The organism is Novosphingobium sp. ERW19 (assembly GCF_012641315.1).
In the GTDB taxonomy this organism is placed as follows: Bacteria; Pseudomonadota; Alphaproteobacteria; order Sphingomonadales; family Sphingomonadaceae; genus Novosphingobium.
In genome coordinates this window covers 16226-29315 of record NZ_JABAIC010000013.1, presented here as the reverse complement: position 1 = coordinate 29315, position 13090 = coordinate 16226, and the positions used below count along the sequence as shown (strand labels likewise).

6 protein-coding genes are annotated in these 13090 nt (G+C 66.0%); 2 read left to right on the top strand and 4 right to left on the bottom strand.

Annotated elements, in window-relative coordinates; translation table 11 throughout:
• Nucleotides 1-93 precede the first annotated feature (93 nt).
• The 3 genes from HGI46_RS19205 to HGI46_RS19195 form a co-directional block, all read right to left on the bottom strand.
• Nucleotides 94-939 (bottom strand): SH3 domain-containing protein, encoded by an 846-nt coding sequence (locus HGI46_RS19205; protein WP_240946896.1) that lies wholly within the window; start codon nucleotides 937-939, stop codon nucleotides 94-96.
• Between the two features lie 181 nt (nucleotides 940-1120).
• On the bottom strand, nucleotides 1121-5953 hold the full coding sequence (locus tag HGI46_RS19200; RefSeq protein WP_168905463.1) for a hypothetical protein: 4833 nt from the start codon (nucleotides 5951-5953) through the stop codon (nucleotides 1121-1123).
• 17 nt (nucleotides 5954-5970) lie between these two features.
• Nucleotides 5971-7263, bottom strand: coding sequence for a tetratricopeptide repeat protein (locus HGI46_RS19195; RefSeq protein WP_168905462.1), 1293 nt, complete (start codon nucleotides 7261-7263; stop codon nucleotides 5971-5973).
• A gap of 156 nt (nucleotides 7264-7419) precedes the next feature.
• Between HGI46_RS19195 and HGI46_RS19190 the strand changes: the two genes are divergently transcribed.
• On the top strand, nucleotides 7420-8331 hold the full coding sequence (locus HGI46_RS19190; RefSeq protein ID WP_118072520.1) for a LysR family transcriptional regulator: 912 nt from the start codon (nucleotides 7420-7422) through the stop codon (nucleotides 8329-8331).
• 86 nt (nucleotides 8332-8417) lie between these two features.
• Complete coding sequence (locus HGI46_RS19185) at nucleotides 8418-9743, top strand: family 1 glycosylhydrolase (protein ID WP_168905461.1); 1326 nt, start codon at nucleotides 8418-8420, stop codon at nucleotides 9741-9743.
• Nucleotides 9744-9800: 57 nt separating this feature from the next.
• Here HGI46_RS19185 and HGI46_RS19180 read toward each other — a convergent pair whose 3' ends face one another.
• Nucleotides 9801-12977 (bottom strand): autotransporter domain-containing protein, encoded by a 3177-nt coding sequence (locus HGI46_RS19180; RefSeq protein ID WP_168905460.1) that lies wholly within the window; start codon nucleotides 12975-12977, stop codon nucleotides 9801-9803.
• Between the last annotated feature and the right edge of the window lie 113 nt (nucleotides 12978-13090).

Here is a 13090-nt window from a genome sequence, read left to right as displayed (position 1 = left end):
TGCCCCCGATCCGGCATTTGCCGTGGCCGAACCGTCCGGCGCGATCATTTCACGCCGGACGGTGGCCTTGCAACCCTTCGTTTCGCGAGCGTTTCAGCGCATGTCCTCGACCGAGACCCAGCCCTTGGTGCCGAAGCTGTCCTGGACCTCGATGAACAGACCTTGCCGCTGACCGGTGGGTGTGAGAGCGGTACCGGCGCGCACGGTGCGAAGCGTTGCGGACTTGAGATCGGCCGCGGTGAACATCTTGGTGTCGATTGCGGTCGTGGCGTTTGCAGGTGCTGCCGGTGCCGGTGCGGCGGCCGGAGCGAGCGAGGCAAGCGCAGGGCCTTGGCCTGACAAGCCGTTGAAAGCCTTGACGAAAGCCTCGATCAGCATCTGCCCGTCCTTGCTCCCGGCATAGGCCGCGCCGGTCGCTCCACTGGCCACTGCGCCAAGGGTGCCGCCGCCGTTTCCGAAGGAAATCGTGGTCTTCTTGACCTCGCCTGAGCCCGACGCAACAGTCTGCCCATTGGCCGGGCTGATCAGGCGGATGCCGGCGGCCACCACTTTCTTCTTGCCGCCGAAGCCGCCGAACATGCCGAGCATCGAGCCGGCGCCTGGAATGCTGCGCATCATGCCGCTTGCCGCGCCCGAGCGGACGAGGCCTTCCATTGCAACACCCTTAGCCTTTTCAATGGCTTGGTCGACTTCTTCCTTGTCGCCGGCGATGACGTTCATCAGGAACGTGGCAGGCTTGCCGCTGGCCGGATCGTGCAGCGAAAAGCAGCCGGATTCGCGGGCCATGGCGGCGATCAGCTCGCGCGGGGAGGACAGGCCGTACTTGGTCCAGCCTTGGGTTTCGCCGTCGACCAGGGCGATCGAACCATAGCTCTTGTCGCACTTGGCGAGCGTGACGGGCGGCTCCTTGTCGGCAGCCAGGGCAGCAGTCGAAACCATTGAAAGCACGGCGAAAGTCAAGGTCCTGCGAAGCATCGGTCTTCCCCTAGAAGGGGGGCTGCACCCCCGTGCGGCCCCTTTCCAACTCTGGGGTAACTCTGCGGCAACTCCCCCCTGACTCCCACACAACTGTCCCGTCACTCTCGTGACAATTGCCGTTAATCTTCGCGGCAATTGCCGTTCAAGGAGCAACCTTGCCGAAGACAAGCACGCCGTTGACGGTGAACGCGCCAGTCGGGGCAAAATCGCTGATCTGATAGCCAAGGCCGACGTGGCTGGCGGCGTTGCCATAGAGCGCGCCCACCACGCTTGCGGTGCAAGAACCGATGCAGCTGTTGGCGTTTGCCGCCGCGATGGCAACCGAGCCCGAACCGAAGCGCATGTCGCCGCCGACAACGAGGCCGCCGTTGCCAGGGTCTGCCGATCCGCCCGGCGTTGCCATTGTCCAGCCACGGTTACCGGTGGCGACGTTGAGGTTGAAGCCGACCTTGGCCTGCGTGCCGAACTGGACGGCGAGCGTGCCCGATGCCGTTCCCGAGTTGCCGTCCGCCCCGTTGAAGTTGGTCGGGGCGGTCGAGCCGACGACGGCGTAGTTTACCGTCCCGCTTACCGGGAGGTTGGCTGCTGCGGTTCCGGTGACGATATGAACCTGAGGATTGGTCGAGGCATTGTTCGCGGTATCGTCCCAGCGCGTCCAGGCCACTGCATCATCGATCCGGCCGTGTTCCTTGAGCACCGAGGAGGTGCCGTAGAGGATGTTGGAGTTTGGCGTCAGCTTGACCCGGCTGATCGTGCCGTCCGGCGAGACCGTGACTTCGGCGGACGAGGACGCGTTAGTGCCGCCGTTTTGCAGAACCGCAGTTGGCGCGAAGCTGATCGTGGGCGAGCCGGACGAGGCGACGGTCCCGCTGGCCCTGAAGGCAGCAGAGCCGATGATGTACTTGCTGTCGCCGCCCGGCGTCAGCGCGGCGTAGGTGATTGCCGCCTTGTCTGCCGATCCGGCAAAGCTGCCGTTGACGGCCACGGTGCAGAAATTCGTGCAGCGGCTCGATCCGTCGTCCCCGGGCGCGACGAAGCCGAAGGTCCCGTTGGAATAGAGCTGGAACTGCGTTGTCGACTGCGAGATGTCGGCAAGACCGCCCGTGGTGGCGATGTTATAGACGTAATCGGCACCATTGAGACTGCCGCCGGGCATGACGATACGCGCTTCCATCGCCACTATCGGCAGGGTACGCCCGAAATTGACCTTGAAGCTGCCGGTGAACGTGCCCGGCGCGCTTGATCCGTCGATCCAGGTTGGCTTGGTCGCGGCATAGAGAGCATAGCTGACGATGCCTGTCGTCGGCGCCGAGAAGTTTGTCGGCAGGGCCCGCGCGGCGAAGTAATGCAACCCCTGGTTGGCGGTCAGGGTAAAGGGGTTGGCCCCGGTGTTGGTGCCATTGGACCACCGGCCGAGCACGATATCGGCATCCCCGGCAACGTCGCTGACCGTCATCGTGCCGGGCGTGCGCGTTATGTTGGCCGGGCGCGTGTAGCTCTGAAGCCCGCCGTTGGTATCGAGCGTATAGGCCGTGGCGCTGAAGCCCAGTTCGCTGCCGGTGATGAGACGGCCATCCGGCAACCGCAAGGTTGTTACGAAGTTGATGCGTGGGGACGTGCCGTTGAAGCCGCCGGTGTAGCTGGTCAGCACGCTGCCACCCGTCCCGCCACCGGTGGTTCCGCCCGGCAGGGTGCCGTCCTTGCCGAAGATCACCGCGCCCTGGATGCGGCCTGCGCTGAAGCTGCCGCCGTAGGTCTGGTACATCAGGCCGAGGCGGTTGACCTGCTCCTGCCCGGCGAAATCGCCGTAGAAGCTGATGTTGCACGGCGTGCCCCCGGCGACGCATCCTTGGCCCGTTCCGGTCATGCTGTTGCCGAAGAAGTAGTTGCCGAGGCTGTCGTAGATCACCTCCTGCATCTGGCCATTGGCATAGTTCGGCGTGCTGAAGGTGTAGGTCACGTCGCCGCCGGATTCGGGCATGACGATCGTGCCGAGCGTGCGGTAGGTGAGATTGCGGTTGTTGCTGGAAAAGCCGATGGTCAGCGCAGCATCGAAAGTGCCCGGCGCGGTGCGACCGTCGGAATAGACCGGGCGGGTTGCCGCCAGAACCTTGTAATCGACCGTGCCCGAAACCGGCAGCGTGCCGCCCTTGGGCGCGAGCACGACATAGGGCAGGCCGTTGTTGGTGCCGAAGCCGAACTGGCTGTTCTTGAAGCGGGCGTTGCCATCGTAGTAGCGCCCGACAATGGCACTGGCATCGCCCGCAACGTCGGTGACCTTGGCTCCAAGCGTGGCGATGTCGCCTGCGGTTTCAAGCTCCCCGGCAGCGTTGATCGTGGGGGTGGAGTTGGCAGGCTGGATATTGCCGTTGTGCCCGGCAAGCGCCTTTGAACCCGAGGCATTCGACGGAAAACCGCCGGTGTAGGTGGTGAGGCGCGTGCCGCCGGTTCCGCCCCCGGTGCCGCCACTCGAACCGGGAAGCCCCGAGAACAGGTCCGGATTTCCACCGCCTGCGAGATAGACGTAAAAGCTTTCGATGAAGGCCAGCGTCGCGCCATCGAACAGCGCGGCGAGCACGCCGGCATCGGTCAGCGCCTTGAGATAGGCGAGGATCTGCGCCTGCGTGAGCAGGGTATATTCCGATGGCTTCCCGCCGTTTGCGAGGAAGGCGTAGTAGGCTTCGAGCGCGGTGACGTAGGTCGCGTAGACCGGCAGCGCGGTGTAGCCATCGGGCGTGCCGCCGCCGGTGAGGAAAGCATAATAGGCGGTGAGGAATTCGGCCTGCGCGCCGAGCAGCGTCGCAAGCTTGCCGCTGTCGATCAGCGCCTTGATGTACTGCTGCAGCAGGGCAAGGTCGGCCCCGGTATAGGCGCTCGGCACGCCGCCTGCCTGCAGGTAGGCGACATAGGCCGCGAGCGCATCGGCGAAGGCTTCGTAGTTCGGCGGGGTCGGCAGGCCGGTGTAGAGGTCCGGGTTTCCACCATTGGCAAGATAGGTGAAGAAGGCCGAGTAGAAGCTGGCGAGCTGGCCGAGGAACGCCTCGTTCGCGCCGACGGCGGAAAGCGCGGCGAGATACTGGCGGATCTCGTCCTGCGTCAGTGCGGTGTAGGCAGAGGGCAACCCGCCGTTCTGGAGAAATTCGTAATAGGCCTGCAGCGCCGTGGCGTAGCCGGTGAAGACGTTGAACGGCAGGCCCTGCCAGCCGTCGATGGACCCGCCACTGGTGAGGTAGGCGAGGTACTGCGCATAGAACGTGGCCTGTGCGCCGAGGAAACGATCTAGCGCGCCCGCTGCGGCGAGGGCATCGAGGTACTGGCGCAGCACGGCGGGATCGAGCGCGGTGTAGGCCGACGGCACGCCGCCTGCGGCAAGGTAGGCCTGATAGCTGGCGAGCGCGGATGCATAGCCGGCAAAGACATTGGCGGGCAGGCCCTGCCAGCCGTCGATGGTGCCACCATCCTTCAGATAGGCGAGATACTGCGCATAGAACGTCGCCTGCGCGCCCAGCACCTGTTCGAACAGGCCGGTCGCCTGCAGGGTTTCGAGGTACTGGCGCAGCGCGGCAGGATCGGCGCCTTCGTAGGCGCTCGGCAGCTGGCCGCTCTGGAGGTAGGCGAAATAGGTGGTCAGCGCGGTGCGGTACTGCGCGATGAACGTGGTGCCGCCATTGGCGAGATAGGCCTGAAGCAGCGCGCGGTCGCTTTCGGCAAGGCGGACGAGCAGGCCGGAATCGTTGAGGAAGCCGATATAGGCGTTGATCGTCGCCTGGGTCGCGCCGGCAAACGCCAGCGGATCGCCGCCTGTGCGGATATAGGCGAAGTAGGCGCTGGTCAGCGAGGTGTAACGCGACACGAACTGGTCGGCATTGCCACCACCCAGCACGAAGGCGAGATAGGCATCGACCAGCACGCGGTTCTGGCTCGACAGCGCGGCAAAGCCATCGGTGCGCGAGCGGTAGGAGATGAAGGCGTTGATGTCCGCCAGCGAAGTGCCGCTGAACGAGGACGGCGCCGCGCCCGAACGGACGAGATCGAGGAACTGCACCATCAGGCCGGCATATACGGTGAGGAACTGCGCCTGGGTCTGGCCGCTGGCGAGGTAGTTCAGGTAGGCGCGGATCACGTCGGCCTGGGCCTGATTGAACGGCTGGCCACCGTAGAGGCTCTCGAGCCGGGCGGCATAGGCGACGAGGGCGGCAAGATCGCTGGACGGGAAGGTTTCGAGGCTGGGATTGGCCACAGCCGCTTCGATGCGCTGGCCTGAGGAGACGATATCGCCCGAGGCGCCAGCGGCTGCGAGCGCTTCGCCGAGGATCACGGGCACGCCGTTTTCGGCAGCGGCAACCGGGCCGCCTTCGCTGATCGCGGCGACTTGCGGTTCGGTAGCTGGTGTGGGCGCCGGTGCCGGAGCTGGCGTTTGGGCCGCAAGCTGCGCCTGCCGCTGCGGGGTCATGCGCGGGGCGGGCGCGACGGGGGCCGAAGTGGCAAGGCGGGGGTGGCCGTTGGCAACTTCCCATGCCTGCCCGGCGTTGAAGCGCCGTTCCTCGCGCCCGTTGGCAATGCTGGCAAGGCCGGTAAGGACGCGACCCGTGACCATGGTCTTGCCGCTGGCGTCAGTGGCAACCGAGAAGCTGCCGGACGAGCCTGCGCCCGCGATCTTGCCCGTCCCCTGACCGCCGAGGCGGACGAGCGTTTCGCTCATCCCTGCACCGGTGACGGTGACGTTGCCCTTGAAGAGATCGACCGAGCCATCGGGGCGCAGCTGGAACTCCGCGCCTTCGACGAACGAAAGCATCGCGCCGCTGGACAGGCGGATCTGGGTGACGCCTGACCCTTGCGTGACGCGCTCGCCACGCAGGGCGGCGGCGGCAAGATCGGCATTGTCAGCAAAGACCACTTCCTGCGCCTGGGCACGGGTGGCGAGAGCGAGAGTGGAGGCTCCGATCAGGAGGGCGGTGAGGGCTGAGGCTTTCATGGGGCTGGTCTCCCGGATCAGAATTCGAAGCGCGCGCCGGCCTGCACGGTCCAGCGTTCGTGATCGTAGAGGGCGATGTTCGACCAGTTGCGCGACCATGTGGCCTTGGGCTGGAGGAACAGGCGCGGCAGGATGGCGAACTTGACCGCGGCGGTCACATCGACGCGCTCGTCATGGCGCTTGCGCATGAACAGCAGGTCGGCGCGGTCATAGCGGCGCAAGTCGAACGCCACGCCGCCGACGACCGCGACCTTGGGCGCAATCTGGATTTCGGCACCGGCGCTCGCTCCGGCGAAGGTGTTGGATTCGGCATCGCCTGCTTGGCTGCGCGTTTCCTCGTGCCCGCCGATCAGGTTGACCGAGAACTGGCGCGCGGCAAGGCCGAGACCCACGGCAAGGCGGTCTGCATCGCGCAAGGGATCGCGGTCATAGTCGAAACGGGTGTACTGGACGGAGGCGGAGAGGGCTTTGCCGCCGGGCAGCATATGCGTGTACTGGCCGATCGCGCCAAAGGCAGTGCGGAAGCCCTTGTGGCCGAGCCAGTACTTCTGCACCTGCCCCGAAAGCGAGGCGACATCGCGGTTGGCGAAGGTGTGGGCAAAACCTGCGGTGCCGGTGAGGCTGGCTTGATCGAAGGCGGCGGAATCCAGGTTGTCGCGGAAGTTGCCGAGGAGCGAGCCGAACACGCGGTTGGTCCGGCTGATCGCGCTGACAGCGGAGATGCCGCCGGACAGGTCGTAGAATTCGTCCTTCTGGGCGCGGGCGTTGTTGCCCAGCGTTCCGGGGCCGAGCGCGGCGAAGAGCGGGATGGTGATCGAGGTCAGCTGGGTGGCGGAGTTGATGTTGCTGTCGTGCCCGAACGCGCTTTCCGCAAAGCCGGAAAGGTCGGAGCCGCCGCCCTTGATCTGCTTGTCAAACTGGCGGACGAAGCCGGTGAAGCGCTGGCGGACCGGGTCGGGAATGGTCGGATCGTCGACCACAGTGGCGAACTGGGCGCGGGCGGTGTCGATGTCACCGGCCAAGGCATAGGCGCGGGCGAGTTCGGCGCGGGCGGGGGCATTGTCGGGCTGGCGGGCCAGCACGCGCTGCAGGGCGACGATGGCTTCGCCGTAGTGCCCGGCATCCGACGCGGCGAGGCCGAGGGCGTAGTCGAACGCGGGGTCGCCGGCCTTCTGGCGCTCCTGCGCGGCAAGCGCGGTATAGCGGGCTTCGGCTTCATTGGCCTGCTGGCCGAACGCGGGCGTGGGCAGCGCGGCGGCCACGGCCAGGGCGCAGGCACTGGCCTGCAGGAAAAGGTGCTTGGTCGCCATCGTACCCCTCGCGACTGGATGATGGCATTCCAGCTATCGCGGGGCCTGGGCGATGTCCGATGACAATGATTGTCACCGGGGTGACAAGGTCAGTAGGGCAGATCCCTGAGGCTTATCACATAGACACAGGCTATGCTTGCGGGCTAAGCCAGAGTCATGAGCAAGCCCCCATCGCGCCTCCGCCTCGATCCCCGTGCCGTCGCCACGTTCTGGCGGGTGTGCGAGACCGGATCGATCAGCGGCGCGGCGCGGGTGCTGAACATCTCGCAACCTTCGGTTTCGAACACGATCTCGCTGCTGGAGCAGCGGCTGGGAGTGACGCTGTTCGCCCGCTCGCGCAGCGGCATCGTGTTGACGCGCGAGGGTGAGGCCTTGCGGGAACGTGCGCAGGCGATGGTGCGGCTGCTGGAGACGGCAGCGGTCGAGGTGGACCATGCCGCGCGCAACGTGGCGGGCCCCTTGCGGATCGGCGGGACGCCAGGCGCGCTGGTCAGCCTGCTGCCGCAAGCGGTGGCGCGGCTGGAGGAGCGCGTCGGGCCATTTGCGTTGAGCGTGGTCGAGCGGCCGGACCCGCAACTGGCCGACCTTTTGCGCAATGGCGCGATCGACCTCGCTTTCGTCACGACCGAGATCGAGGCCTGTCCGCCCGACCTGGTGGAAGTGACGGCAGCGCGCGATTCCTTTGCCCTGATCGTCGGGCGGCGGCACGATGCGCTGGGAGACCGGATTTCGCTGCGCGAAGTGGCCGAATTGCCGTGGGTGCTGCCCGAGGCGCAAGGGGCGTTCCGGCGCCAGGTCGACGCGCTGTTCCTTGCGGCCGGGGTGGCCGTGCCGCAGAACGTGATCCGCTGCGATTCGCTGCTGACGACCAAGGCCATCGTCCGCCACAGCGACCGTGTGACGATCCTGCCGCGCACCGTGGCCGCAGCGGAATTGTCCATCGGCGTGTTGCGCGCGATCGGGATCGGCGAGGCGACCTTCGAGCGCAGCGTGGGCGTGCGCTATCTGGCCGAACGCGGACTGCCACCACTGGGGCGGGCAATGCTCGACGTCCTCGCCGAGGCATAGGCTGAGCCGATGGCGGGGCGATAATCGGTTATTTTACCTGATGGCTGGCGCGGCGTAGGTCCGGCGGCAAAGCCTTGGGAGAGACCATGTTTGATCGCCGTTCCGTTCTCGCCGGGGGCGTTGCCGCCCTTGCCGCAAGTGGTGCCTCGCTGTCGGCGAAGACGACGCGGAAGGCGGCACCCAGCCCACGCTTTCCCGAGGGCTTCCTCTGGGGCGCATCGACCGCGCCGCACCAGATCGAGGGCAACAACACCACGTCGGACCTGTGGTATCTCGAACACCAGCAGCCCACCGTCTTTGCCGAGCCATCGGGCGATGCGGCGAACAGTTTCCTGATGTGGGAGCAGGATCTCGATCTGGCCAAGTGGATCGGGCTCAATACCTATCGCTTCGGCGTGGAATGGGCGCGGATCGAGCCGGCCAAGGGCCGGTTCAGCATGGGCATGCTGGGGCATTACCGACGGATCATCGAAGGCTGCCGCGCGCGCGGCCTTGCGCCGATCGTCACCTACAGCCACTTCAGCGCGCCCTTGTGGTTCAGCGCGCAGGGCGGCTGGACCAATCCCGAGAGCACCGAGCTGTTCGCCCGCTACTGCACAAGGGTGACGCAGGCGATGGGCGCCGGGATGCATAGCGCGATCACGCTCAACGAACCCAACATCCTGCTGCTGCTCAAGGCGATGCTGCCAAAGCCGGTGTGGGACATCCAGAAGCTGACGCTGGACACGGCGGCCAAGCGGCTTGGCGTGGAGAAGATGGTCTGCGGCAACGTGGCGGCGTACGATGACCTGCCGGCGCTGCAGGTGGGACTACTGGCCGCGCACAAGGCCGGCCGTGCGGCAATCAAGGCGGTGCGTCCCGACCTTCCCGTCGGCGTGTCGCTGGCGATGCTGGACGATCAGGCGGTGGGCAAGAACTCGATCCGCGACCGCATGCGCGGTGAGCTTTACGGGGCATGGCTTGAGGTGGCCAAGACCGATGACTTCATCGGTGTGCAGAACTACGAACGCGCCTTGTGGGGCGACAAGGGCAGGCTGCCTGCGCCTGAAGGCAGCGTGCGCAACTTTTCAGGTACGGAAGTCTGGCCCCTCTCGCTGGCTGGCGCGGTGCGGTATGCCCATGCGGTAACGGGCGTGCCGGTGCTGGTTTCGGAGCATGGCGTCGGCACAGATGACGACGCGGTGCGCGCCGCGTTCATTCCGCCTTCGCTCGCGGGTCTCAAGCAGGCGATGGATGATGGCGTGCCGGTGATCGGCTATTGCCACTGGTCGCTGGTCGACAACTTCGAATGGATCTTCGGCTTCCGGCCCAGATTCGGCCTTGCCAGCTATGATCCGGTCACCTTCGAGCGCAAGGCCAAGCCGAGTGCCGGCGTTCTGGGGGCGATTGCCAGGGCCAACGCGCTCGCGTGAAAAAAAGAGCGGGCGGCAGTCTGACCTGCCACCCGCCCATTTTCGCTGTCGTTTCGATCAGAACGCTATGCTGAGCGAGGCGCGGATCGAGTAGTCGACGCCGCCCTGGATCTGTTCGGCACCACCGGCCAGCTGCCAGGTATAGTCCATGCCGCCCATCAGCAGGCGCGCTTCGGACGTCCAGCCTGACTTCATGCGGTCGGCCACCAGGCGGAACTGGTCGCCGTCCTCGAAGTTCGCCACCGTATCGCCGAGCGTTCCGGCGAGCCGTGCGCGGTAGCCGCCTTCCAGCTCCAGCGTGAGCGGGCGCTCGTCGCGGGTGACCTCGCCCGCGCTCCACGCGGCGGTGAGGCTGCCGGTGCCGGTCAGCAGGTCCGAGGTGCGCTTGGCGACGGACAAGGCGATCTGTTCGCTGCCGCTCTCGGTGTAGCCCTTTTCGCTCAGCCGATAATAGTCGAACTTGGCCATCGGCTTGAGCGAGAGGTTGCCGCCGAGATCAGCGCGGTAGGAGACGCCGCCCTGACCGCCCACGGTCCAGCCCTTCCACCGGCCATTGGCGGTGTAGGACAGGGCCGTGCCATTGACGGCGCCGGTGAACTGCCGCGTCGAATTCAGCGAAACGCGGCCGCCCGAGGCCTTGGCGAAGGCGTAGAACGGACCGGATGCAAGACGCCAGAACAGGCCGAGCTCGTAGTTGCTCGCATCGGTCTTCTGGTAGTCCGAGGTGGTGATGTCGCCCTTGGTATAAAGGAACGACAGGCCGAGATAGCCCGCGCCGATATCGCGCTCCAGCCCGGCCGACAGGCCCCAGCCCTTGACCTCGAACGCCGCCGTGCCGGTCTGGTCCTTGGTCCCGCGGAAGTAGACCGGTTCGAACCAGCCGCCAACTTCGCTGATGTCGAAGATCGAGCTGTCGTCCATCAGGTGGCGCGAGGCGATCCGGCCCGAACGGGTGACAAAATCGAACACGCCACCGGCATAGTCGGGCAGGAGCTGATTGAACTGGCCCTGCAGCGCGGCAGCATCCTCCACCTGCAGGAAACTGCTGCCGAGATTGGTCACCGCCGTGCCCTGCTTGTAGATCGCGTCATAGGCGGCGGCTTGCGGCGCGGTGAGGCCCAGCTGCGCGGCGCTCTTGCGCGTCACGGCCAGCACCAGCGTCTCGCCGACGCGATTGATCGCGCCGTTGAACAGGACCGGGAGCTGGGTGGTGGTGGCATCGAACACCGGCGAACCGGTCAGCGTGCCCGCCTTGAGGAAGGTGTAGTTGCCCACGGCCTTGTCGAGCGAGGTGATCGTGGCCGTGACCTTCGAGCCGCTTGCAAAAGTCGCGGTGTTCACGTCGATCAGCGAGGAGGTGCCGGTGCTGCCGTCGATATAGACGTTGAGCGCACCGCCGGAGTTCACGGCAAGGCTGTCGAACTTCATAGTAGTGGCGCTGCTGGCTCCGAAGCGTCCGCCGTTGACCGTGACGTCGAGCGCGCCGCTGTTGGCCAGCGTGCCGGCGAAGATCGAGGTGCCGCCAAGGGTCAGCGTTCCGGCATTCCCGGCAAGATCGAGCTTGCCGATGAAGAAGGCGGTGTCGCCCATCGTCATCGTCGCGGTGCCCGCGCCGAAGTCGATGTTGCCGACATAGCCGCTGTCGCCCGAAAGCAGGACCGAATCGTTGCCCGCGCCGAGGAAGCTGTTGCCGAAGATGCGGCCCGAAGCCACGTCGAGCACGTCGTTGCCGCTGCCCGTGTGGATGTTGCCGGTGATCGAGGTGTAGATCGTGGGGTTGGCCGGGTTGTAGCCGCTGGCGGCCTTCTCGGCATCCTGCGCCTTCTTGTCGATCGCGTTGAGGTACTGCTTGATCGTTACGCCGCTGGTGTTGGCGGTCAGGTCGATCGCGCGCAGGTCATCGCCGCTGGAGCCCGATACCGAGATGAACCCGGTGTTGTTGAGGCTGGTCAGAGTCCCCGACTTGTCCTGGATGGCATAGGCAGTGCCTTCGCCAGGTGAGGACAGCGTGGCCTTGATCGAACCGCTATTCGACAGGCTGGGCACCGTCGAGCCTTCGTTGATCAGGATGGCGACGGCCTTCTGGTCAACAGTCGTCGCGCTGATCGTGCCCGAAACGCCGATGCCATTGGCCATGGTCACGGTGCCACCCTTGCCGCCGATCACGACGGCATAGGCATCGGTATTGCTGTAGACGGCATTGGCAGTGACGTTGCCGTCGAGCGCGAGCGAGAATTCGCCATCGCGCCCCTTGACCTTGCCGATCACGATGTCGCTGGCTGCGCCGACGAGAATACCAGGGCTGTTGCCGACCGAGGTGATCGTGCCGGTCACTTCCGAAGCATCGGCCACGCCGTCGTTGTCCTCGTCGGTCTTGGTGCTGTCGAGGTCATAGGGAGCGGCGTCGAGCAGGATGCCGCCGGCAACGCTGCCGCCGATCTCGACCGCGGCCTTGCCGGTGCGCAAGTCGGTGCGCGAAAGCGTCTTCGTGGAGCCGGCATCGTTGGTATAGGCAGAGCTTTGCGAGATCGCGCCCTGGATGCGCACCGCGCCGCCGACATTGCCATCGACGACCAGGCCCTGCGCACCGGCGCCGACGACTGCGACAGTGCCTTCGACCGTGACGTTGCCCGAGACGCCCTTGGTGCCGATGCCGACGCTGTTGTCGCCCAGCACCTTGATCGTGCCGGTGTTGGAAACGCTGCCGGTGAGGTCAGACTTGGCGACCATGCCGCCCGAGTTGAGGCCCTCAACCGTGATCGTGCCGGTGTTCTTGAGGGTTGCCGTGGTCGTCGCGCCCGCTCCGACAAGGATGCCATAGCGGTTGCTGGCCGAGGCGATCGGGCCATCGACGATGCCGTTGTTGTCGGTATCGGCGCCATTGAAGCTTTCGGTCACGGTGATCGTGCCGCCGTTGGTCACCGTGGTGTTGCGCCCGGCCTCGATGGTGATGCCGGTATCGCCGTCCTTGCCGCCGGTGTTGCTGATCGTGCCACCCGAAGCGACGGTGGCGGTGTTGTTCGAATCGACCGTCACCGCGGTGCCGCCCGAGCCCAGCGTGATCGTGCCGCCGCTGGCAACGGTGACGTTGCCGGCGGTCGAGGTCTTGAGCGGCGCGGTCGTGCTGGTGCTGACGGTGGTGTCGGCATGAGCCGCCTGAGGCGCCAGGAGGATGAGAGCCAGAGACGCTCCAGTCAGCGTCGACAGAAAAGTGGTGCTGCGAAGACGGTCCATAAACCCCTCATCAATTCCGATAAAGATGGCCCGCGCCGGGGTGCGGTCGGCGCGGGCCGAGTGCCGGACGGCGAGGCAAGCCCCGCTGTCCGATCGACAGGTCGGAGGACTCT

Bases quoted from the DNA above. Each gene is read 5' to 3' on its own strand.
- HGI46_RS19205 (WP_240946896.1), bottom strand. From the start codon at position 939: ATGGTTTCGACTGCTGCCCTGGCTGCCGACAAGGAGCCGCCCGTCACG.
- HGI46_RS19200 (WP_168905463.1), bottom strand. From the start codon at position 5,953: ATGAAAGCCTCAGCCCTCACCGCCCTCCTGATCGGAGCCTCCACTCTC.
- HGI46_RS19195 (WP_168905462.1), bottom strand. From the start codon at position 7,263: ATGGCGACCAAGCACCTTTTCCTGCAGGCCAGTGCCTGCGCCCTGGCC.
- HGI46_RS19190 (WP_118072520.1), top strand. From the start codon at position 7,420: ATGAGCAAGCCCCCATCGCGCCTCCGCCTCGATCCCCGTGCCGTCGCC.
- HGI46_RS19185 (WP_168905461.1), top strand. From the start codon at position 8,418: ATGTTTGATCGCCGTTCCGTTCTCGCCGGGGGCGTTGCCGCCCTTGCC.
- HGI46_RS19180 (WP_168905460.1), bottom strand. From the start codon at position 12,977: ATGGACCGTCTTCGCAGCACCACTTTTCTGTCGACGCTGACTGGAGCG.